This is a genomic window from Glutamicibacter creatinolyticus, assembly GCF_006094275.1.
GTDB classification, from domain to species: domain Bacteria; phylum Actinomycetota; class Actinomycetes; order Actinomycetales; family Micrococcaceae; genus Glutamicibacter; species Glutamicibacter creatinolyticus.
Map to the genome: position 1 here is coordinate 874518 of NZ_CP034412.1, position 21909 is coordinate 896426.

18 protein-coding genes are annotated in these 21909 nt (G+C 65.3%); 14 read left to right on the top strand and 4 right to left on the bottom strand.

Annotation, left to right across the window (positions count from 1 at the left end):
* A complete protein-coding gene (locus GcLGCM259_RS04010) occupies positions 1-1275 on the top strand; it encodes a glycosyltransferase family 2 protein (protein ID WP_246049756.1) in 1275 nt (424 codons plus the stop codon).
* A 64-nt stretch (positions 1276-1339) separates the two neighbouring features.
* On the opposite strand, the gene GcLGCM259_RS04015 is transcribed toward GcLGCM259_RS04010, so the two are convergent.
* Positions 1340-1864 (bottom strand): Lrp/AsnC family transcriptional regulator, encoded by a 525-nt coding sequence (locus GcLGCM259_RS04015; protein WP_138925843.1) that lies wholly within the window; start codon positions 1862-1864, stop codon positions 1340-1342.
* A gap of 151 nt (positions 1865-2015) precedes the next feature.
* Between GcLGCM259_RS04015 and GcLGCM259_RS04020 the strand changes: the two genes are divergently transcribed.
* From GcLGCM259_RS04020 to GcLGCM259_RS04070, 11 genes are all read left to right on the top strand, one after another.
* Positions 2016-3137 (top strand): thiamine pyrophosphate-dependent dehydrogenase E1 component subunit alpha, encoded by a 1122-nt coding sequence (locus GcLGCM259_RS04020; protein WP_138925844.1) that lies wholly within the window; start codon positions 2016-2018, stop codon positions 3135-3137.
* Positions 3134-4138, top strand: a complete 1005-nt coding sequence (locus tag GcLGCM259_RS04025) for an alpha-ketoacid dehydrogenase subunit beta (protein WP_138925845.1) — start codon at positions 3134-3136, stop codon at positions 4136-4138. The genes GcLGCM259_RS04020 and GcLGCM259_RS04025 overlap by 4 nt, the downstream gene beginning before the upstream one ends.
* Positions 4135-5532, top strand: a complete 1398-nt coding sequence (locus tag GcLGCM259_RS04030; protein WP_138925846.1) for a dihydrolipoamide acetyltransferase family protein — start codon at positions 4135-4137, stop codon at positions 5530-5532. The genes GcLGCM259_RS04025 and GcLGCM259_RS04030 overlap by 4 nt, the downstream gene beginning before the upstream one ends.
* Positions 5533-5730: 198 nt before the next feature.
* Positions 5731-7374 (top strand): peptide ABC transporter substrate-binding protein, encoded by a 1644-nt coding sequence (locus tag GcLGCM259_RS04035; RefSeq protein ID WP_138173376.1) that lies wholly within the window; start codon positions 5731-5733, stop codon positions 7372-7374.
* A 184-nt stretch (positions 7375-7558) separates the two neighbouring features.
* On the top strand, positions 7559-8485 hold the full coding sequence (locus GcLGCM259_RS04040; protein ID WP_138925847.1) for an ABC transporter permease: 927 nt from the start codon (positions 7559-7561) through the stop codon (positions 8483-8485).
* A gap of 31 nt (positions 8486-8516) precedes the next feature.
* On the top strand, positions 8517-9491 hold the full coding sequence (locus tag GcLGCM259_RS04045) for an ABC transporter permease (protein WP_138173442.1): 975 nt from the start codon (positions 8517-8519) through the stop codon (positions 9489-9491).
* A 2-nt stretch (positions 9492-9493) separates the two neighbouring features.
* A complete protein-coding gene (locus tag GcLGCM259_RS04050; protein ID WP_138173372.1) occupies positions 9494-11125 on the top strand; it encodes an ABC transporter ATP-binding protein in 1632 nt (543 codons plus the stop codon).
* Between the two features lie 455 nt (positions 11126-11580).
* Positions 11581-13377, top strand: a complete 1797-nt coding sequence (locus tag GcLGCM259_RS04055; RefSeq protein ID WP_138925848.1) for an ABC transporter family substrate-binding protein — start codon at positions 11581-11583, stop codon at positions 13375-13377.
* A gap of 141 nt (positions 13378-13518) precedes the next feature.
* The gene (locus tag GcLGCM259_RS04060; protein WP_138925849.1) at positions 13519-15036 is read left to right on the top strand and encodes an ABC transporter permease; all 1518 of its coding nucleotides are present in this window, start codon (positions 13519-13521) and stop codon (positions 15034-15036) included.
* Positions 15037-15142: 106 nt separating this feature from the next.
* Entirely contained in the window at positions 15143-16231 is a 1089-nt protein-coding gene (locus GcLGCM259_RS04065; RefSeq protein WP_138927164.1) for an ABC transporter permease, read from the top strand.
* Positions 16228-17916, top strand: coding sequence for an ABC transporter ATP-binding protein (locus GcLGCM259_RS04070; protein WP_138925850.1), 1689 nt, complete (start codon positions 16228-16230; stop codon positions 17914-17916). Before GcLGCM259_RS04065 ends, GcLGCM259_RS04070 begins: the two co-directional genes overlap by 4 nt.
* A gap of 236 nt (positions 17917-18152) precedes the next feature.
* Here the strand turns inward: GcLGCM259_RS04070 and GcLGCM259_RS04075 are convergent, their stop codons facing one another.
* Together GcLGCM259_RS04075 and GcLGCM259_RS04080 are read right to left on the bottom strand one after the other, a co-directional pair.
* Complete coding sequence (locus GcLGCM259_RS04075; protein WP_138173364.1) at positions 18153-18617, bottom strand: GNAT family N-acetyltransferase; 465 nt, start codon at positions 18615-18617, stop codon at positions 18153-18155.
* A 68-nt stretch (positions 18618-18685) separates the two neighbouring features.
* Positions 18686-19303 (bottom strand): TetR/AcrR family transcriptional regulator, encoded by a 618-nt coding sequence (locus tag GcLGCM259_RS04080; RefSeq protein WP_138925851.1) that lies wholly within the window; start codon positions 19301-19303, stop codon positions 18686-18688.
* 208 nt (positions 19304-19511) lie between these two features.
* Between GcLGCM259_RS04080 and GcLGCM259_RS04085 the strand changes: the two genes are divergently transcribed.
* Positions 19512-20666, top strand: a complete 1155-nt coding sequence (locus tag GcLGCM259_RS04085; protein WP_138925852.1) for an acyl-CoA dehydrogenase family protein — start codon at positions 19512-19514, stop codon at positions 20664-20666.
* Positions 20667-20679: 13 nt separating this feature from the next.
* The gene (locus GcLGCM259_RS04090; protein ID WP_138925853.1) at positions 20680-21171 is read left to right on the top strand and encodes a MaoC family dehydratase; all 492 of its coding nucleotides are present in this window, start codon (positions 20680-20682) and stop codon (positions 21169-21171) included.
* A gap of 79 nt (positions 21172-21250) precedes the next feature.
* On the opposite strand, the gene GcLGCM259_RS04095 is transcribed toward GcLGCM259_RS04090, so the two are convergent.
* Positions 21251-21772, bottom strand: coding sequence for a YybH family protein (locus GcLGCM259_RS04095; RefSeq protein WP_138925854.1), 522 nt, complete (start codon positions 21770-21772; stop codon positions 21251-21253).
* Positions 21773-21909: the final 137 nt, after the last annotated feature.

Sequence of the window (21909 nt, forward strand, 5' to 3'; positions counted from 1 at the left end):
ATGCAGTTCTTCATTGACCTCTTCGGCGACGGCGTCGATTCGATCTGGATGATCCTCTTCGGGCTGTTCCTGGTCAGCGGCGGGCTGATCCTGGGGATGGGGCTGATCAAGCTGGCCTTCGTGCCGTTGTCGCTGGCCTTCGTGTTCCGGGAACGGCGGCGCAGGGCCGCTGCCGGATCGCCGCTGCTGGAAAGCCGGCCCCGGGTGAGCATCGTGGTGCCGGCCTACAACGAGGCCGTGGTACTCGATCACTGCGTCGAATCCATCCTGGGCAGCAATTACCCGGATTTTGAGGTGATTCTGGTCGACGATGGGTCGGCGGACGGCACCGCCCAGCTGATGCAGCGGTGGGCCGAACGCGATCCGCGGGTGCGCAGCTTCTCCCAACCGAACTCCGGCAAGGGCGCAGCCCTGAATTACGGGTTCGCGCAGAGCACTGGGGAAGTGCTGCTGTTCGTGGATGCCGACGGCGTCTTTGGCGCCGAGACCATCAACGAGATGCTGCGCGGCTTCAGCCACCCGCGCATCGGGGCGGTGTGCGGGGATGACCGTCCGGTGAACCTGAACACCGTGCAGACCCGGCTGCTGACCGTCATCTCCCACCTGGGCACCGGGGTGGTGCGCCGGGCGCTGGCGTTCATCGGGTGCCTGCCGATCGTCTCGGGGAACTCCGGGGCGTTCTTGCGCAGCGCGCTGGAGGAGGCCGGGCCGTTGGACGAGCGGATCATCGGCGAGGACCTGGAGCTGACCTGGCGAGTGCACAAGGCCGGCTACCAGGTGAATTTTGCCCCGCGGGCGCTGGTGTACGCCGAATCCCCGTCCACGCTCAGGGGCTTGTGGCGTCAACGGGTGCGCTGGGCGCGCGGGCTGCTGCAGACAATCCGCATCCACCGTTCCATGCACGCGAACCCGCGGTACGGGGCGTTTGGCTTCTTCCTGCTGTTCAACACCTTCAACATGGTGGTGATGCCGGTCGTGCAGCTGCTGGTGCTGCTGGCACTGCCGTTCGTGATCATCTTCGGGACCAACCCGATCGGCGGCACCTGGCTCGAGTTCCTGGCCTGGCTCGGGATCTTCGTCTCCCTGTTCCTGGCCCTCTATGCGATGACGCTGAACCGGGCGCTGGGGGACACCCGGCACCTGTGGACGATTCCGCTGTGGCCGGTGTACTCGGTGCTGATGGGTCTGAGCATGCTCAGCGCCCTGTTCAAGGAGCTCACCAACAAGCCGGCGAAGTGGGACAAGCTGGAGCGCACCGGGGTCGTGTCCCTCTAGGCGCGCCACCGCCGCCGGAAGATTCCAGGGCCGCTGTGGGGAACGGGACGCACCGTGATGGTGCTCAGGCCGGTTCCCCGCAGCGGCCCTGCCCGTTCCCGGCCGTTTCGGCGCCGCTGCGGTGTTCTCCCAGGGACATCTCGATCAGCTTCGTGGTGCGGTAGGGCACCAGCTCGGCCATCGACAGGGCCGAGTCCGCGCGCTGCACCCCTTCAATGTTCAGCAGCCGGCCGTGCACCCGGAACAGCTCCTCGGCATTTGCCGCGGCCACCCGCACCAGGATGTCCGCCGACCCGGTCAGCCCGTGGGCCTCGATGACCTCCGGGATTTGGCGCAGCTGTTCGGTGATGGTGCCCAGGTGGCGCTGCTGCACGTGCAGTTCCACGAAGGAGAGCAGGCCGAAGCCCAGTGCCGCCGGCGGGATGCGCCGGTCCATCGGATCCAACACCTCGCCCTCCAGCCGGCTGAGCCGGCTCTGCACCGTATTGCGTCCCATCCCCAGGGCGGCGGCGATCGCCGAGGCGCTGCGCCGGGCAACGGAGGACAGGGCCAGCAGAATCCGGCGGTCGGTTGAATCAAGGGCTTGCATAAGGTGCAGGTTAGCACCGTTCGGATCCCAAAAATAGTGCATTGTGCGCTAACTGCCGGTGACCCATTGTGCATCCTGCATCTTGTGAGTAGCATCACAGTAAGCGGGAAGATGCCCCCTGCACTTCCCAAGTGACCACGCGAGATTAAGGATGCCGATCGTGTCCACACAACGCATGGATCTTGTGGCTGGGAGCCTACCCACGCACCAGCTGCTCAAGGTCAACGGTGAACGAGAACCCGATGCCGACCTGGATCAGTACCTGGCGGATGTCGACGAGAAGAAGCTGGGCGAACTGCTGCGCGACATGATGGTGCTGCGCCGCATGGACGTAGAGGCCACCGCCCTGCAGCGCCAGGGAGAACTGGGGCTGTGGGCCCCGCTGCTGGGCCAGGAGGCCGCGCAGATCGGTTCGGTGCGCGCCACCAACGACGACGACTTCATTTTTCCCTCCTACCGCGAGCACGGGGTCGCCTGGGCGCGCGGGGTGAAGGCCGAGGACCTGCTCAGCGTCTGGCGCGGGGTGACCCCCAGCGGCTGGGACCCGAACGAGGTGAACATCGCCTGCCAGCAGATCGTGATCGGCGCGCAGGCGCTGCACGCCGCCGGCTACGCGATGGGCATCAAGTTCGACGGCGGCAACCAGGTGGCCCTGGGCTACTTCGGGGACGGGGCCACCAGCCAGGGCGATGTGAACGAGACGCTGGTCTTCTCCGCCAGCTACCAGGCCCCGGCGCTGTTCTTCTGCCAGAACAACCACTGGGCCATCTCCGAACCAGTGGGCCTGCAGACCCGCACCCAGTTGGCCGACCGCGCCGCCGGGTTCGGCCTGGCCGCCTGGCGGGTGGACGGCAACGACGTGCTGGCGGTGCTGGCGGTGACCCGCGCGGCGCTGGAGCACGTGCGCTCCGGACGCGGCCCGGCCTTCATCGAGGCGGTCACCTACCGGATGGGACCGCACACCACCGCCGATGACCCCACCCGCTACCGCACCGAGCAGGACCTGGCCGAATGGCGCCAGAAGGATCCGATCGACCGGCTGACGCGGCACCTGGAGGTGCTCGGCGCCGACGTGGCCGGGTACGTGGCCCGCGGGGAGCAGGCCGCGGACGAGCTGGCCGCGCAGCTGCGCGCGGCGATCACCTCGATGCCCGACCCGCACCCGGCCGCGCTGTTCGCGCACGTGTACGCGGAAGAGCACGCCCCGCTGGCCAAGGCGGAGCATGACTACCTGCAATACCTTGAAGGCTTCGAGACGGGGGAGGGCCGATGAGCCGCAGCTCAATGATCCAGGCGCTGAACAGCTCACTGCGCGATGCGATGAGCCAGGACGACAAGGTGGTGCTGCTGGGCGAGGACATCGGCACCCTGGGCGGGGTGTTCCGGGTGACCGCCGGGCTGAAGGACGAGTTCGGGGCCGAGCGGGTGATCGACACCCCGTTGGCCGAATCCGGGATTGTGGGTGCCGCGATCGGGCTGGCCTACCGCGGGTACCGCCCAGTGGTGGAGATCCAGTTCGACGGGTTCACCTACCCGGCTTTTGACCAGCTGGTTTCCCAGTTGGCCAAGATGCACTACCGTTCCCGGGGCCGGGTGAAGATGCCGGTGACCGTGCGCATCCCGTACGGCGGGGGCATTGGTTCACCGGAGCACCACTCCGAATCCCCGGAAGCCTACTTCGCGCACACCGCCGGGCTGCGGGTCTATGCCCCCTCCAGCGTGCAGGACGCGTACTCGATGCTGCGCCACGCGATCGCCAGCGATGACCCGGTGATCTTCTTTGAACCCAAGCGCCGCTACCACGAAAGCGCCCAGATCGAGCGGGAAGCGGCCGAGCCCGGTCCGCTGAAGGCCAAGATCGTTCGCCCCGGACAGGACGCGACGGTGATCGGCTACGGGCCAACGGTGTACACCATCACCGAGGCGGCGCAGGCCGCCGAGGATGAGGGAATCAGCCTGGAGGTCATTGACCTGCGCAGCGTGGACCCGCTGGACATGGACACCGTGGTTCAGTCGGTGAAGCACACCGGCAAGGTCGTGATCGTGCACGAGGCCGGCCCGACCGCCGGAATGGGGGCGGAAATCGCCACCCAGATCACCGAACGCTGCTTTGACTACCTGGAGCACGCCCCGGTGCGGGTCACCGGCTTCGACATCCCCTACCCGCCCTCACGATTGGAGAAACACCACCTGCCGGATCTGGATCGCATCCTGACCGGCGTGGACACCGTCATGCGCCGCAACGAATCCGCCCACCAGGTGAGTGCCCTATGAACGCCACACAGATTTTCAAGCTGCCCGACCTGGGTGAAGGACTGACCGAATCCGAGGTGCTGAACTGGAAGATCCAGGTCGGCGAGCAGGTGGAGCTGAACCAGGTGATCGCCGAGGTGGAAACCGCCAAGGCCGTGGTTGAGCTGCCCTCCCCGTACTCGGGAGTGGTGGAGCAGATCCACGCCGAGGCCGGGGAAGTGGTCCCGGTGGGCAGCCCGCTGGTGACCTTCGGCGACGGGGCCGGGGGCGCTGGCCAGGCTCCTTCCGGCGCGGACGGGTCCGGGACCGCGAAGCGCACCCCGACCCTGGTCGGCTACGGTGCCGAACCCTCCACCGGCAAGCGTCCGGCCCGCAAGGCCCGGCGCGGGCCGGCAACCACCCAGGCGCCGGGGCGTTGCGCACCCGAACCGGAGACGCCGGCCGCCGCGGCCCCGAATACGCCGGCAGAGAGCCCGGGTGAAGTCCTGGACCTGGACGCGCGGTCCACGGTGCCGCGCAGCACCCCGCCGGTGCGCAAGTTCGCTCGGGACCACGGCATTGACCTGAATGAGGTGACCGGCAGCGGCCGGGACGGGCTGATCGTGCGGGCCGACGTGGAGGCGGCGCTGGCCGCCCGCGGCACGCAGGCCACCGCCGGGCAGCAGCCTGCCGTCGCGCAGGGACAGCCGCCCGCGCCCTCGCCCGCGGCACAGGACGAGGACCGGGTGGTGAAGATCAGTGCGGTGCGCCGCGCGACGGCCAAGGCGATGGTCGACTCCGCCTTCAGCGCCCCGCACGTCACCGAGTTCTTGACCGTGGATGTCACCGCGAGCCTGGAACTGATCGAGCAGCTCAAGCAGCACCCGAGCCTGCGGGGGAAGCACGTGAACTTCACGACCCTGCTGGCCCTGGTCAGCACCCGGCTGCTGGCCACCCACCGCGCCATCAACGCCAGTTGGGATGGGGAGAACGGGCAGATCATCGAACGCGGCTCGGTGAACCTGGGGATGGCGGTGTCCACCGACCGGGGACTGCTGGTTCCGGTGGTGCCGGCCGCGCAGCGCCTGTCACTGGGCGAGCTGGCCGAGGCGCTGTCGGGCATCATCGAACAGGGCCGGGCCGGGACGCTATCCCCGGCGCAGCTCAGCGGCGGTACGTTCTCACTCACGAACGTGGGAGTCTTCGGCGTGGATGCCGGAACACCCATCTTGCCGCCGGGTCAAGCGGCAATCCTCGCCGCGGGGCAGATCAAGCGCCGTCCGTGGGAGTACCGGGACGAGCTGGCGCTGCGCCACACGACCACGCTAGCGCTGTCCTTCGACCACCGGCTGATCGACGGCAAGGAGGGCAGCCAGTTCCTCGCGGACCTCGGAGGGGTGCTGGAAAATCCGGGGCTGATCAACCTTTTCAGATAATCGTGGGACCGTGACGCTGCCACCATTTTCCCATGTGTGCATATCAGGCGGATAACAATCCGCAAAATATGTGAATGTTCATTAGTTGTTTCGGAATGTTTGCTGTAACGTCTTTCACTAGTGCTGCGGCTCACTAGTGCCGTGGGACACAGACTGTTCGTTGTAGCGAACTGCAACTCAAAGTTGAGGAGAAATAGGATGCGATACTCGCAGGCATCCAAGGCGCTGGCGCTGTCCGCGGCCTTGGCGCTAACCCTAACCGCTTGCGGTGGTGGCTCGTCCGACGAAGGTGGCAACGGATCCGCTGAGGGCGGCGGCGACACCTCGAAGGTCATTAGCGCTAATACCACCGAACCGCAGAACGGCCTGCTGCCGGCCAACACCAACGAAGTTGGTGGCGGCCGCATCATGGACATGATCTTCACCGGCCTGGTCAGCTACGACGCTGACGGCAAGGTCGTCAACGAGATCGCCGAGTCGATCGAGACCGAGGACTCGCAGAACTACACCATCAAGATCAAGGAAGGCCAGACCTTCTCCGATGGTTCCCCGGTGACCGCGGCATCCTTCGTCGACGCCTGGAACTTTGGCGCCGCAGCGAAGAACGCGCAGCTGAACTCCTACTTCTTCGAGTCCATCAAGGGCTACGACGAGGTCATCAAGAAGGACGCGAAGACCGACGAGATGGAAGGGCTGAAGGTTGTGGACGACCACACCTTCACCGTGGAACTGAGCCAGCCGGAGTCCGACTTCCCGCTGCGCCTGGGCTACACCGCCTTCTACCCGCTGCCGGAGGCCGCGTATGACGACCCCAAGGCCTTCGGTGAGAAGCCGGTGGGCAACGGCCCGTACAAGCTGACCGAGTGGAACCACGACGTCAACCTGAAGCTGGAGCCGAACGAGAGCTACGACGGTCCGCGCAAGGCGCAGAACGCCGGCATCGACTTCAAGGTCTACCAGTCCACCGAGTCGGCCTACCAGGACCTGCTGTCGAACAACCTCGACGTGCTGGACCAGGTGCCGCCAAGCGCATTGGCGCAGTTCCAGGATGACCTCGGGGACCGTTCGGTCAACTCGCCGTACGCCGGCAACGCGACCATCACCATCCCGAACTACATCGACCACTTTGGCCAGGACGAGGAAGGCAACCTGCGTCGCCAGGCGATTTCCCGCGCGATCGACCGCCAGCAGATCATCGACAAGATCTACTTCGGCAACAAGGTCATCGCCAAGGAATTCACCGCCCCGGTCCTGGAAGGCTACTCGGACTCGATTCCGGGCAGCGAGGTGCTGGAGTTCAACGTGGACGAAGCCAAGAAGCTGTGGGAGGAAGCGAACAAGATCAATGAATGGTCTGGCGCTTCGCTGTCCATCGGCTACAACGTCGACGGTGCCGGCAACAAGGAATACGTTGAGGCCGTGGTGAACCAGATCAAGAACAACCTGGGCATCGACGCCACTCCGGAGCCGTTCACCTCCTTCAAGGCCCTGCGTGACAAGGTCACCGCCAAGGACATGAAGGGCGGCTTCCGCACCGGCTGGCAGGCCGACTACCCGTCGCTGTACAACTTCCTCGGAGCCCTGTACGGCACCGGCGCCGGCTCGAACGACGGCGACTACTCCTCGAAGGAATTCGACCAGAAGCTCTCGGAGGGCTTGGCTGCCAAGACCCCCGAGGACGGCGCGAAGATCTTCAACGAAGCCCAGGAGATCCTGTTCAAGGACCTGCCGGCCATCCCGCTGTGGTACCAGGCAGTCCAGGGCGGCTGGAGCGACAACGTCTCCAACGTCGAATTCGGGTGGAACGGCGTGCCGCTCTACTACGAGATCACCGGCAAGTAATTTGCGAGTGGCCTGAGCCGTGGAAGCGGTTCGGGTGCTTGTGCACGGCGAAGGGAGACCCTCCTGCGTGTGGGTCTCCCTTTGACGTGTCACTTCACCAAGCTTGCGCGTCCGGCAATATCCGACGGAAATGAGGAAAGACAATGGCCCAGTGCCCTACCGCATCATGGAGTGAGACCCAGCCATGATTACATTTACGCTACGAAGGTTCCTGCAGCTGATACCGGTGTTCCTCGGTGCCACCCTGCTGGTCTACTTCCTGGTCTTCGCGACCCCTGGTGACCCCATCCAGGCGCTGTCCGGCGGTAAGCCGATGTCCCCGGCGGTAGAGTCCGCCCTGCGCGCCCAGTACAACCTGGACAAGCCGTTCTGGGTGCAGTATGCCCTGTACCTCAAGAGCCTGGTGACCTTCGACTTGGGCACCACCTTCTCCGGCCAGGAAGTGCGCGACGTGCTGGCCCGGGCCTTCCCGGTCACCGCGCGCCTGGCCGTGATGGCCCTGGCCATCGAATCGGTCTTCGGCATCATCTTCGGCGTCATCGCCGGGATGCGCAAGGGCAAGATCTTCGACTCCACCGTGCTGATCGCCTCGCTGATCGTGATCGCCGTGCCGACCTTCGTGCTGGGCTTCGTGCTGCAGTACGTGGTGGGCGTGCAACTGCAGTGGGCCAAGCCAACCGTTTCCGGGGGCGCGCGCTGGGATGAGCTGATCCTGCCGGCCGTGGTGCTGGGCCTGGTGTCCTTCGCCTACGTGCTGCGCCTGACCCGTACCTCGATCATTGAGAACAAGCAGGCCGACTACGTGCGCACCGCCACCGCCAAGGGGCTGAGCCGCAACCGCGTGATCACCGTGCACATCCTGCGCAACTCGCTGATCCCAGTGGTCACCTACCTGGGCGCCGACCTCGGTGCCCTGATGGGCGGCGCGATCGTCACCGAGGGCATCTTCAACGTGCCCGGGGTGGGCCACCTGCTCTACCAGGCGATCCAGAAGGGCGAAACGCCCACCGTGGTGGCCGTGGTCGGGGTGCTGGTGATCGTGTTCGTGCTCGCCAACCTGATCGTTGACCTGCTCTACGCCCTGCTTGACCCGAGGATCCGTTATGCCTGAGAACATCACACCAACTAATGCCTCCGGCGGCATGGAACCCAACCGCCGGGCCGGGAAGGTCTCCAAGTACCACATCCCGCACTACGTCGCCCCGCTGGACGAAACGCCGCTGAAGGCCGTGGACGCGGTGGAGGAAACCAGCAAGCCGCTGTCCATGTGGGCCGAGGCCTGGCGTTCGCTGCGCAAGCAGCCGCTGTTCATCATCTCGGTCATCATGATTTTGGCGGTGCTGTTCGTCGCCGCGCTGCCCGGGGTGCTCACCGGCAACGACCCGCTGCAGTGCGATCTGATGAACTCCAACTCCCCGGCCACCGAAGGTCACCCCATGGGCTTCAACTTCCAGGGCTGCGACATCTACTCCCGCGTCATCTACGGCACCCGGGCCTCCCTGCTGGTGGGCGTGATGACCACGATCTTCGTGGTGATCATCGGTGGTTCCATTGGCGCGCTGGCCGGCTACTACGGCGGCTGGCTGGATGCGGTCTTGGCCCGCATCGGTGACATCTTCTTCGCCCTGCCGCTGATCCTGGGCGCCATCATCGTGATGCAGCTGCCGGCGTTCCGCGAGAACAAGAGCGTGTGGACGGTGATCGTGACCTTGACGATCTTCGGCTGGCCGCAGGTGGCCCGCATCGCCCGCGGTGCGGTTATCGAATCGCGCGCGGCCGACTACGTGAAGGCCTCCCGGGCCCTGGGCCTGTCCAAGTTCAGCGCCCTGGTCAAGCACGTGATCCCGAACTCGCTGGCCCCGATCATCGTGATCGCGACCGTGAACCTGGGCATCTACATCGTGGCCGAGGCGACGCTGTCCTTCCTGGGCATTGGCCTGCCGCCGGACGTGATGAGCTGGGGTAACGATATCGCCGCAGCCCAGACCCAGCTGCGCAACAACCCGTGGGTGCTGTTCTGGCCCGCACTGTTCCTCTCCGCCACCGTGCTCAGCTTCATCATGCTCGGCGATGCCGTGCGTGATGCGCTGGATCCCAAGTCCCGGAAGGGGGCCTAGTCATGGCTGAGACCCAAACTCCGCAGCCGCTGCTGGAAATCAAGGACCTGGCCATCACCTTCTCCACCCCGGACGGGCCGGTGCACGCGGTACGCGATGCCAACCTGACCGTCATGCCGGGGGAGACCGTGGCAATCGTGGGCGAGTCCGGTTCGGGCAAGTCCACCACCGCGCTGTCGGCCATCGGCCTGCTGCCGGGCAACGGCAAGGTCTCCTCGGGGCAGATCCTCTTCGATGGGGAGGACATTGCCCAGGCCAGCGAGAAGCGCTTCGTGCAGCTGCGCGGCAACCAGATCGGCATGGTCCCGCAGGACCCGATGAGCAACCTGAACCCGGTGTGGAAGATCGGCTTCCAGGTGCGCGAGACGCTCAAGGCCAACGGCCTGGCCGGGAAGAACCCGAAGGAACGGGTCTCCCAGGTGCTGGCCGACGCCGGGCTGCCGGACCCGGAAACCCGTGCCGGGCAGTACCCGCACGAGTTCTCCGGCGGCATGCGCCAGCGTGCGCTGATCGCCATTGGCCTGGCCTGCCGTCCACGGCTGCTGATCGCCGATGAACCGACCAGCGCGCTGGACGTGACCGTGCAGCAGCAGATCCTGGATCACCTGGACACCATGACCAGCGAACTGGGCACCGCGGTGCTGCTGATCACCCACGACCTGGGCCTGGCCGCCGAACGCGCCGAGAAGGTTGTGGTGATGTACAAGGGGCGGGTGGTTGAATCCGGCCCGGCCCTGGAGCTGCTGCGCAATCCGCAGCACCCGTACACCAAGCGCCTGATCGCCAAGGCCCCATCCCTGGCCAGCCAGCGGGTGGACCCCTCCGAGGGGGCGGGAGCCAAGGCGAAGGATGAGCTGCTGAAGATCACGGACCTGACCAAGGTCTTCGATATCCGCCGCGGTTTTGGGCGCAAGGACAAGTTCACCGCGGTGGACAAGGTCTCCTTCTCGATCCCACGCGGCACCACCACCGCAGTGGTGGGCGAATCCGGGTCGGGCAAGTCCACCATCGCCCAGATGGTGCTGAACCTGCTGGAGCCGACCAGCGGGGAGATCGAATTCGACGGTGAGAAGATGGGCAAGCTCAGCGAGAAGGAACTGTTTAAGTTCCGTCGCCGGGTCCAGCCCATCTTCCAGGACCCCTACGGGTCCCTGGACCCGATGTTCTCGATCTACCGCACCATCGAGGAACCGTTGCGCATCCACGGGATCGGCAACTCGGCCAGCCGGCAGAAGCGGGTGAAGGAACTGCTGGACCAGGTCTCGATGCCGGCCTCGACCATGCACCGCTTCCCGAATGAGCTCTCCGGTGGCCAGCGCCAGCGCATCGCCATCGCCCGTGCCCTGGCCCTGCAGCCGGAGATGATCGTGTGCGACGAGGCCGTCTCGGCCCTGGACGTGCTGGTCCAAGCCCAGGTGCTGGAGCTGCTCGATGAGCTGCAACGCGAGCTGGGGCTGACCTACCTGTTCATTACCCACGACCTGGCGGTGGTGCGCCAGATCGCCGACCACGTCTGCGTCATGGAGCGCGGGCAGATCGTTGAACAGGGCACGGCCGATGACATCTTCAACGATGCCAAGACCGAGTACACCCGCAACCTGCTCGGCGCGATCCCGGGGGCGACCCTGATCTAGCCGCAGCCCTGGCCGCGGGCCCGCGGTGCGCGGGCTCCGTTACGAACAGGCGCCACCGATCCCATCTGGGATCGGTGGCGCCTGTTTTCGTCGTTCAAGACGCAAATTCAGGAAATGCTTCGGATTCTTACCTCCTGAAGCAGATGTTGCAAAAATGTTATAAAGCAATTCCTTGAGGTTGGGCGCATCCTAACGCGTTCCCATTGAATTTTCCCAATGTGAAAGAGTTCCTTGAGTTCTCGCGGATATGAGAGCCGCATCACGATACGGGCGGGTAACTATGGCGCATAACACTGCGTTACGAGAGCTGGCTCACGCAGAATCTGAAGCGCTCTTTTTATATCCAAGGACTCAAAAACCCGCTAGTCTATTGCTCAACGGAATCCATCGTGTGATGTATTCCACATGGAACCGAGGGTTCTTCACCGTTTGCTCGATCATCTCAAGGAGGCGAAATGCGCTTTCAACGCGTTTCGAAGGCCGTAGCGCTGGGCGCTGCATTGGCCTTTACCATGTCGGCCTGTGCACCGGGTGGATCCGATGCACCGCAGGAAAGCGGGTCGGCGACCCAGAACGGCGGAGGCGGCGGCGACGCCAGCACCACCGGCCTGGCCGACCTGGGTGACATCACCACCAAGGACGACACCATCACCGTCAGCGTGGGTGCACCGGAGTTCATTAGCTACAACGGCTTCACTCCGCAGACCTACTCGACCTACAACTCGGCCATCACCGACCGCCTGGTCTCGGGCTTCTCCTACTTCGGCACCGATGGAAAGATCTACGCCAACGAGGATCTGGGATCCTACGAGAAGGTCAGCGACGACCCGCTGACCATCGAGTACACCATCTCCGATGACGCCAAGTGGTCCGATGGCACCCCGATCACCACCGCGGACGCGGTGCTGGCCTGGGCCATCCAGAACCCGAACCTGAAGGACGGGGACAAGGCCCTGTTCGACTCGGTTTCCCAGGACCTGGGTGACACCGTCCCCAAGGGCCCTGAAGGTGAACCGGACAGCAAGAAGTTCACCGTGACCTTCAAGGCCCCGGATCCGGACTGGGAAATCCAGACCTGGATGGTCAGCCCTGCCCACGTGGTCGCCAAGCAGGGCGGCATGTCCACCGAGGAAATGGTGGAGGCCGTGCGCAACGGCGACGGCAAGGCGCTGAAGAAGGCCGCTGAGTTCTGGAACACCGGATGGAACACCGACCCGGGCAAGCTGCCCGACGAGGCGCTGATCCCGTCCTCCGGCCCCTACAAGCTGGACAGCTGGCAGGCCGGTGAGTCGGTGACCCTGGTGGCCAACGAGAACTACTACGGCACCCCGGCAGCGACCAAGAACATCACCTTCCGCTTCTCCGCCGACAACACCATGGTGCAGTCGCTGGAGAACCAGGACCTGAACGTCATTGCTCCGCAGCCCACCGTGGACACCCTGACCCAGCTGGAAGCCTTGGGGGATTCGGTAAACGTGTTGACGGGTGACACCTTGACCTGGGAGCACCTGGACTTCAACTTCCGTGATGGCAACGCGATGACCGATCCGGAACTGCGCAAGGCCTTCGCCATGTGCGTTCCGCGCCAGGAAATCGTGGACAACCTGATCAAGCCGCTGAACCCGGACGCCAAGGTGATGAACCTGCGCGAGGTCTTCCCCTTCCAGGAGAACTACCAGGAAGTGGTCGACGCAGCCTATGACGGCCGCTACGACGAGGTGGACGTTGACGGGGCCAAGAAGATCCTGGAGGACAACGACGCGGTGGGCACCAAGGTGCGCATCGGCTACTCCTCGCCGAACGAACGCCGCACCAACGAGGTGGCTGCGATCAAGTCCTCCTGTGACAAGGCGGGCTTCAAGGTCGAGGACGCCGGTGATCCGCAGTTCTTCGCCCCGGGCGGTACCCAGGAGCGTGGTGACTACGAGGTAGCACTGTTCGCCTGGGCCGGTTCCGGCCAGATCTCCTCGGGCCAGAACATCTACTCCACCGGCAAGCCGCAGAACTACGGCAAGTTCTCCAACAAGGAAGTTGACCAGGCATGGGAGACCCTGGCCGGATCGCTGGACCCGGCCGTGCACCTGGAGCAGACCAAGAAGATCGAAAAGCTGCTGTGGGATGAGCTGTACGGCATCCCGCTGTTCGCCCACCCGGGTCTGAACGCAGCCAGCTCCGACATCGACAACGTCCGCTTCACCGCCACCCAGAGCGGCATTGTTTGGAACGCCGAACAGTGGGTGCGAGCAGAGTAGCAGTCCCCGGACCGCTAGCTGACTCCAACCGCTGAACGCCTGTGGGGCCCGACCCATCGGTCGGGCCCCACAGCATGCCCGCGGCCAGCCCACCGGCTGCCCACAGCGTTCACGGTGCCGTAGAGAGTAGGTAAACACACCGTGCTGAAATACATCCTCAAGCGACTGGCCTCCGCCCTGGGCGTGCTGCTGGGCGCCTCACTGCTGCTGTACATCCTGGTCATCAATTCCGGTGACCCCCTGGGGGATCTTCGGGAGTCCAACGCCGACAACCGCGAATTTCTCATGCAGCAGCGCATCGAGTACATGGAGCTGGACCAACCCTGGTACGGCCGGTACCTGGGCTGGCTTGCCGGTGCCTCCCGCTGCCTGATCGGGCAATGTGACCTGGGCCGGAACATCAACGGCATCGAGGTCTCCGGACTGCTGTCCAACGCCGCCTCCTCGACCCTGCGGCTGGTGGTGCTGGCCACCATCATCGCGGCCATCGTCGGCATCGCCATCGGTGTGCTGACCGCGGTCCGCCAGTACTCGGGCCTGGACTACCTGGTCACCTTCCTGACCTTCCTCTTCTTCTCCCTGCCGGTCTTCTGGGCCGCGGTGCTGCTGAAGAACTACATGGCCATCGAATTCAACAACTGGATCGCCGCGCCCCACATCACGCTGGGCACCTCCATACTGATCGGCATCATCGCCGGTGTGATCCTGCAAATGCTGCTGGGCGGCTCGCTCAAGCGCCGGGGACTGACCCTGGTCATCACCGCCGTGTTCGTGCCGCTGATGCTGCAGTACTCCCTGTGGCTGAACTTCTACCGCTACCCGCAGATGGGGCCGGCGGTCATCGTGGTGCTCACCGGGCTGGTGGCGCTCAGCGCCACCGCCATGAGCGTGGGCCTGAAGGAACGCCGCGTCCTGTACCCGGCACTGATCACCACCGCACTGGTGCTGGTGATCTACTACGCCAGCTTCAACCTGCTGCTGGAACCCAACGTCTGGGTCCTGCTGCTGGGCCTGATCCTGGCCCTGGCCCTGCCGGCCGTCATTGGCCGGATGATGGGCGGGCGGCTGCGCAAGGCGGCGATGAGCGTCAGCATGCTGGTGGGCTTCACCGGTGCCGCACTGACCGTGATCGACCACCTGTTCCGCGCCTGGCCGGGATTCATGAAGATCAAGTCCCGCCCCATTTCCACGATCGGCTCCTCGACCCCGAACCTGGAGGGCGGGTTCTGGGACCACTTCCTGGACAACGGCACCCAGCTGCTGCTGCCCACCATCCTGCTGGCGATCATTTCCCTGGCCAGCTACTCGCGCTACACCCGCTCCTCCATGCTTGAGGTGCAGCAGCAGGATTACATCCGCACCGCGCGCTCCAAGGGCCTGGCCGAACGCACCGTGATCTTCCGTCACGCCTTCCGCAACGCGCTGATCCCGATCGCCACCATCGCGGCCTTCGACTTCGCCGGACTGATCGGCGGCGCGGTGATCACCGAGACGGTGTTCGGCTGGAAGGGCATGGGCGAAATGTTCACTACCGGGCTGCGCGCCGTGGACCCGAACCCGGTGATGGCCTTCTTCCTGGTCACCGGCACCGCCGCGATCCTGTTCAACCTGCTGGCCGACATCGTCTACGCGCTGCTTGACCCGCGCATTCGCGTATAGGACGGATCAGATGGCAAAGCATAGAAATTCAGGGTGGGACACCGAAGGACACACCATGAGCAACACCAATGACACCGAGCGTCAAGGCTCCCTGCCGCGCGAACCGATGCCGGATGACGTGACTACCGGCGAGCAGCTGCATGGCAGCGAGCCCATTGAGGATCCGCTGGAGCAAAACCTCACCTCGATCGCCGAGGTGGAGGACGCCAAGCTCTCCCGCAACGACGAGCTGTCCAAGAGCCAGGGACGCATTGTCCTGGAACGCTTCATGCGCCACCGTCCGGCCATGATCTCCTCGGCGGTGCTGATCCTCATCACCGTCGTGGCGTTCACCTCCATCGGCTACGGTCCGATTCCCGGCTGGTGGGGCCAGTCCTACCTGAATGCCGGAGATGTCGTCAACGGCGGCAAGCCGACGATGAGCCTGCTGCCCACCTGGCTGGGTGGCTCCGGCTTCCAGATCGGGGAGCACCCGTTCGGGCAGGATTCAATTGGCAAGGACTACTTCGCGCTGGTGATGAACGGGACCCAGAAGTCCATCATCATCGGCGTGGTGGTGGGCCTGGTCTCCACCTTCATCGGCTCGATCGTCGGCGCGATCGCCGGCTACTTCCGCGGGTGGGTCGATGAGGTGCTGATGCGCCTGACCGACCTGTTCATCGTGATCCCGCTGCTGGTGCTGGCCGCAGTGCTCGGCCAGATGGCCGGGGCCTCCTCCGGTTCGATCATCACCCTGGCCCTGGTGCTGGGCCTGGTGACCTGGACGGGCCTGGCCCGCCTGGTGCGCGGCGAGGTGCTCTCCCTGCGGGAACGCGAGTACGTCGCCGCCGCCCAGGCCATGGGCTCCAAAACCGGCCGGGTGGTCTTCAAGCACCTGCTGCCAAACACCATCGGGGTGATCGTGGTCAACGCGACCTTCGCGATTGCCGGGGCGATCCTGCTTGAGTCCTCGTTGTCCTTCCTGGGCTTCGGGGTCAAGGCACCCGAATCCTCGCTGGGCCTGTTGATCAGCCAATACCAGAACGCGTTCACCTCCCGCCCGTGGCTGTTCTGGTGGCCGGGCATGATCATCGTGGCCATCGCACTGAGCGTGAACTTCCTCGGTGACGGGCTGCGCGACGCGTTCGACCCGCGCCAGACCTTTAGGGCACGCCGCCGCCGACTGTCGCTGAAGATCCGGAAGGAACAGGCATGAGCACCGAGATGAGCGAAAACTACGCACTGAGCTTCAAGGACCTGAAGGTCACCTTCGAAACCGAGAGCCGTGACGTGCATGCGGTGAAGGGGCTGAGCCTTGAGGTGCGTCCCGGGGAAGTGGTGGCGCTGGTCGGCGAGTCCGGTTCGGGCAAGTCGGTCACCTCCACCGCGGCCATGGGGCTGCTGCCGGGCAACGCGAACGTGAGCGGAGCGGCCCGGGTGGGCAACGTCAACGTGGTGGGCCTGGACCAGGGGCGGATCCGCAAGATGCGCGCCACCGACATCGCCATGGTCTTCCAGGAGCCGATGACGGCCCTGAACCCGGTGCTCACCGTTGAGCGCCAGCTGACCGAGGCGCTGGAGCTGCACGGAATCGCCTACGGCAAGGAGGCGACCGCCCGGGCAGTGGAACTGCTGAGCATGGTGGGGATTCCGGATCCCGAACGCCGCATCCGCCAGTACCCGCACCAGTTCTCCGGCGGCCAGCGCCAGCGCATCGTCATCGCCATGGCGATTTCCTGCGACCCGAAGGTAATCATCGCCGACGAGCCGACCACGGCGCTGGATGTGACAGTGCAGGCCGAGATCCTGGACTTGCTGCGCGAACTGAAGGACCGGCTGAACACCGGCATCCTGCTGATCACCCACAACATGGGCGTGGTCGCGGACATGGCCGACCGGGTCGCGGTGATGTTCCAGGGAAACCTGGTGGAAACCGGGACCGTGGACCAGGTGCTGCTCAGCCCCCGCCACGAATACACGCAACGGCTGCTGGCCGCCGTGCCCAAGCTGCGCGAATTCTCGCTGAACGGCACCGGCGCGCACGCGACGGAAACCCACGCCAGCCAGGGCGCCCAACCCGGGCGGGAACTGGTGCTGGAGGCCAAGGACCTGGTCCTGGAGTACGACATGCGCGGCACCAAGTACCGGGCGGTGGAGGGGGTTTCCTTCGACATCGCCAAGGGTGAGGTGCTGGGCATCGTGGGGGAGTCCGGTTCGGGCAAATCCACGGTGGCCAAGGCGGTGCTCGGCCTGCTGCCGGTCGCCGAGGGCAGCCTGCTGGTGCAGGGCAACAACCTGCCCAAGCTCTCCCCGCGCCAGGCCCGGGAGGTGCGCAAGTCCATTGGGGTGATCTTCCAGGACCCGGCCGCCTCCCTGAACCCGCGGTTCCCGATCGGTGAGTGCATCACCGAGCCGATGGTGGTGCACAAGGTGGGGAACAAGGCCTCGCGGATCAAGCGCGCCCAGGAGCTGCTGGACGCGGTGAAGCTGCCGCGCAACGTGATCAACCGCTACCCGCACGAGCTCTCCGGCGGACAGCGCCAGCGCATCTGCATCGCCCGGGCGCTGACGCTCAGCCCGCAGCTGCTGATCGCGGACGAGCCGACCAGTGCGCTGGACGTCTCGGTACAGGCCGTGGTGCTGGAGATGCTGCAGGATCTGCAGCGCGACTTCAACTTCGCCTGCCTGTTCGTCAGCCACGACCTGGCGGTGGTGGACATGCTGGCCGATTCGGTGGTGGTCATGCAGAACGGCAAGGCGGTGGAGCAGGGCCGGGTCACCGATGTGCTGCACGCCCCGCAGCATGACTACACCCGCCGCCTGTTGGCCGCGGCCCCGGTGCCCGACCCGCACCAGCAGGCCGAACGCCGTGCAGCGTGGCGGATCCTGAACAAGTCATAGCCGCGCAGCCGTGAACCGAACTGCCTGCGGTGCCCGGTCCTGGGGGGACGGGTGCCGCAGGCTCTTTTTATGCCAACGACGGTAAAGGCCCCCGCGACGGCGAGGGCCGGTGCCCTCAGGCGTGCAATGGCCGTTCTGGGGTTAAACAGCACCGGGTGAAACAGGAGCCGCGATGGCGGCACGTCCTGTTTCACCCGGTGGTGGCCGGCGCGGCGTCGTTGGCGCGCGGCGGGCAGCTAGTCCAGCTGCATGACGTTTTCGGTGACCACTTCGGCGCGGGAGTTGGAAAAGACATCCTCGGTGCCCACCAGCTTGAAGCCCCGGCGTTCCAGGACCTTGATCGATCCCAGGTTGTCCTGCACCACGTGGGCGAGCAGCGGACGCTTGGTGTATTCGGCCAGGAAGGCATCCACGGCGCTGGTGGTGATGCCCTTGCCCCAGAACTTGCTGGAGGTCCAGAAGTTGATCTCCGGTGTCTTCTCATGTTCGAAGACCAGGATGGACCCGGCCACCTCGCCCTCGTGCTCGATGGTGCGCACAATGACCTTGGGGTCATTGAGGATGGAGGACCAGTGGTGGTTGAACACCGAGCGGTCCGAGGGGTTGCGCGCCTGATAGGCAGCCATCAGGTTGGCCTCCGGCTCCTGCTGGTGGGCGAAGAAGTCGTCGAGGTCGGAAGGGCGCACTTCACGTAGATGCACGAGAACAGCCTTTCGTCTTGAAACGGGGACCGCATCGGTCGATACGGCATCAAAATGGGTGGTCGGCACTAGCCTACCGGGGAAGTGAGGGCGGCGAGAGCCATCTGGGACAGCAGCGCCTTCAAACCGGACTTCTTGGTGCGCGGGTTGTGAACCGAATGTGACGTCGAGTTCAGCAGCCCGAAGACCGCATGGGCCCGGAAGCGATTGATTTGCGAGGTCGCGTTCGGGTGCAGCTTGCCCAGCTGGTCCGTCCACAACCCGATGTAGGAGTTCTGCAGCTTGCGAACCAGCTGCAGCTCATTCTTGGGCAGCGACTTCAGGTCGCGGTCCTGCACCTGGATGATGTCCGGGCGCGAGAGCGAGAAGTCGGTGTGGAAATCCACCAGTCGGCCCAGCACCTCCAGCGGCTCACCGCCGGAACCCACCGCCTTCTGCCCGCCGTCGAGGATGTCCTTGGACATGTCCACCATCAGCGCGATCAACACGGCCTGCTTGCCGGAGAAATGCCGGTACACCGCCGGACCGGAAATCCCGCAGGCCGCCCCCAGATCCTCCAGTGACACCCCGGCGTAGCCGTGCAGGGCAAAGAGCCGGGTGGCTTCGCGCAACAGGGACTCGCGCCGCTCGGCCTTGGCCCGCTCACGCTCGGTCGGCTCGCTCAGATGCGGGTAGCTCTTGGCCATGTGAACGCCCCCTTGCACTCGTGGTTCGGCTAACGCTAGACAAGTGTGAACTGCGCCACTAGTCTCGAATTAGTTAATCATTATTAACCTTACGTGCTGTGCCGGGGCGACTCAACGCATTACGCACCGGCACCGCCAAGTCCCTCGCCGTCCCCGGGACCCACCGGCACCCGGGTGCGGCGCGGCCAAGCTGTGGAGGAAGACTCGCATGTTGGAACACGAACTGGATGAGAGCTACCAGGACCTGGTGCAGGTAGTCCGCGAATTTGCCCGTGAGGTTGTTGCCCCGGTCAGCGCCCACCATGATGCCACCCACACCTTCCCGTATGAGGTTGTGGCGCAAATGGGGGAGCTGGGGCTGTTCGGGCTGCCCATCAGTGAGGACTACGGCGGCATGGGCGGGGACTACTTCGCCCTGGCCCTGGCGCTGGAGGAACTGGGGCGGGTGGACCAGTCGGTGGCCATCACCCTGGAAGCCGGGGTGTCCCTGGGCGCCATGCCGATCTACCGTTTTGGCTCCGAGGAGCAGAAGCAGCGCTGGCTGCCGGAACTGGCCGCCGGCACAAAGCTGGGCGGCTTTGGGCTGACCGAGCCGGGCGCCGGATCCGACGCCTCGGCCTCCAAGACCAAGGCCGTGCTGCAGGACGGGCAGTGGAAGATCAATGGGGCCAAGGAGTTCATCACCAACTCCGGCACCGACATCACCTCGCACGTGAGCATCACTGCGGTCACCGGCCAGGACGCGAAGACCGGCGCCAAGGAAATCTCCGCGCTGATCGTGCCCAGCGGCACCCCCGGCTTCACCGTGGAGCCGGCCTACGACAAGGTCGGCTGGCGGGCGAGCGACACCCACCCGCTGAGCTTCAACGACGCGGTGGTTCCCGAGGAGAACCTGCTCGGCGAGCGCGGACGCGGCTACGCCTATTTCCTGGAGATCCTGGATGAGGGGCGCATCGCGATCGCGGCCCTGGCCACCGGCGCCGCCCAGGGGTGTCTGGACGAGGCCGTCGAGTACGCCAAGACCCGCACCACCTTCGGCACGGCGATCGGCAAGAACCAGGCGATCTCCTTCACCATCGCGCGCATGGCCTCCCGGGTGCACTCGGCCCGCCTGGCCTATTATGCGGCGGCGGCGAAGATGCTGGCCGGACAGGACTTCAAGATCGAGGCGGCGCATGCGAAGCTGATCGCCTCCGAGGCGGCCATGGACAATGCGCGTGATGCCACCCAGGTCTTCGGCGGCTACGGCTTCATCAACGAGTCGCTGGTGGCCCGGCACTACCGGGATTCAAAGATCCTGGAAATCGGCGAGGGCACCACCGAGGTGCAGCTGATGCTGATCGCCCGCAGCCTGGGACTGTAGGGCAGGGGCGCAGATGAAGCGGATTGAGCAGCGCGGCCTGTATTTTGATGAGCTTCAGGAGGATGCGCTCTATGTGCATTCACCGGGACGGACCATGACCGAGACCGACAACGTCCTGTTCACGACCATGACCATGAACACCCAGGCGCTGCACCTGGATGAGGTGTTCGCCAGCGCCCAGCCGCTGGGCGGGCGGGTCATGAACTCGATGTTCACCCTGGCCACCATGGTGGGCCAGTCGGTGCCGCAGCTGACCCAGGGCACCATCGTGGGGCAGCTGGGACTGTCCGAGATCAACTTCCCGCACCCGCTCTACCCGGGGGACACGCTGTACACCGAGTCGAAAGTCATCAGCCTGCGCGAGAGCAAGTCGAAACCGGGGATGGGCATTGCCACGTTCGAGCACACGGGCAAGAACCAGGACGGCGTGGTGGTGGCCACCGCCCGGCGCACCTGCCTGATGTTCACCCGGCAAGGGCACAGCGCGGCCGGGTCGGGGCAGTAGCCCGCGGCTGCACGCAGGGTAAACCACGACGCTGCGCCGGCCCCGAACCCCAGGGTGGTTCGGGGCCGGCTACCCACGGCTAGCTCCCGCTCTTGGGGGAGAGGTTCTTATAGGACGCGGTGCGCAGGGTCCCGCCTTCGGCCACGTGGGTTTGCATCCCCGGGGCGCGGTCGGTGTTCTGGGCGCTGACCGCCCGCCAGATCTCACCGTCGCGTTCGGCCACGAAGCTGAAGATCCCGGTGCGGGCCCCGGCCTTCTGGCCGTGCTCGGTGTTCTGCCCGGTCACCTCCCACAGGGCGTGGACCACCGCATGGTCCTGGCCCAGGGGGCGCACGCGCACCTCGATCAGCGTCATGAAGCTGTCGGCGAAGATCCGTTCAAACCCGTAGGCGTGCCGGTCCATGATGGTTTCGCGGTCGTTCCACCACAGGCCCACGACGTTCACGAAGTCCGCGTCCTTGGCAAAGACGGCCCCCAGGGCCTGGGCGTCCTTCTTGTTCCAGCCTTCGGCGAAGAGCTCGGGAATCTGCTGCGGGGTGCTGGCGTTCTTCACCGCCACTGCCTCGTCCGCCTGGTTGCCGTTGTTCGCCTGGTTCTCCATGAGCTGCTGCCCTCCTGCTGACGTTGCTGGGATCCGTGGCCGTCCGCCAGCAGCATATCGGTGCGCGCCAGCGGGGCGGGGGACCTGAGCCCAGAGTAGTGCGGCGCCCGCGCCCCAGGCGAGCCATCCGGTTCAGA

Excerpts from the sequence above, each read along its gene's own strand:
- GcLGCM259_RS04090 (WP_138925853.1), top strand. The coding sequence starts at position 20,680 with ATGAAGCGGATTGAGCAGCGCGGCCTGTATTTTGATGAGCTTCAGGAG.
- GcLGCM259_RS04035 (WP_138173376.1), top strand. The coding sequence starts at position 5,731 with ATGCGATACTCGCAGGCATCCAAGGCGCTGGCGCTGTCCGCGGCCTTG.
- GcLGCM259_RS04065 (WP_138927164.1), top strand. The coding sequence starts at position 15,143 with ATGCCGGATGACGTGACTACCGGCGAGCAGCTGCATGGCAGCGAGCCC.
- GcLGCM259_RS04055 (WP_138925848.1), top strand. The coding sequence starts at position 11,581 with ATGCGCTTTCAACGCGTTTCGAAGGCCGTAGCGCTGGGCGCTGCATTG.
- GcLGCM259_RS04015 (WP_138925843.1), bottom strand. The coding sequence starts at position 1,864 with ATGCAAGCCCTTGATTCAACCGACCGCCGGATTCTGCTGGCCCTGTCC.
- GcLGCM259_RS04050 (WP_138173372.1), top strand. The coding sequence starts at position 9,494 with ATGGCTGAGACCCAAACTCCGCAGCCGCTGCTGGAAATCAAGGACCTG.
- GcLGCM259_RS04025 (WP_138925845.1), top strand. The coding sequence starts at position 3,134 with ATGAGCCGCAGCTCAATGATCCAGGCGCTGAACAGCTCACTGCGCGAT.
- GcLGCM259_RS04030 (WP_138925846.1), top strand. The coding sequence starts at position 4,135 with ATGAACGCCACACAGATTTTCAAGCTGCCCGACCTGGGTGAAGGACTG.
- GcLGCM259_RS04085 (WP_138925852.1), top strand. The coding sequence starts at position 19,512 with ATGTTGGAACACGAACTGGATGAGAGCTACCAGGACCTGGTGCAGGTA.
- GcLGCM259_RS04010 (WP_246049756.1), top strand. The coding sequence starts at position 1 with ATGCAGTTCTTCATTGACCTCTTCGGCGACGGCGTCGATTCGATCTGG.
- GcLGCM259_RS04040 (WP_138925847.1), top strand. The coding sequence starts at position 7,559 with ATGATTACATTTACGCTACGAAGGTTCCTGCAGCTGATACCGGTGTTC.
- GcLGCM259_RS04080 (WP_138925851.1), bottom strand. The coding sequence starts at position 19,303 with ATGGCCAAGAGCTACCCGCATCTGAGCGAGCCGACCGAGCGTGAGCGG.
- GcLGCM259_RS04070 (WP_138925850.1), top strand. The coding sequence starts at position 16,228 with ATGAGCACCGAGATGAGCGAAAACTACGCACTGAGCTTCAAGGACCTG.
- GcLGCM259_RS04045 (WP_138173442.1), top strand. The coding sequence starts at position 8,517 with ATGGAACCCAACCGCCGGGCCGGGAAGGTCTCCAAGTACCACATCCCG.
- GcLGCM259_RS04095 (WP_138925854.1), bottom strand. The coding sequence starts at position 21,772 with ATGGAGAACCAGGCGAACAACGGCAACCAGGCGGACGAGGCAGTGGCG.
- GcLGCM259_RS04020 (WP_138925844.1), top strand. The coding sequence starts at position 2,016 with ATGCCGATCGTGTCCACACAACGCATGGATCTTGTGGCTGGGAGCCTA.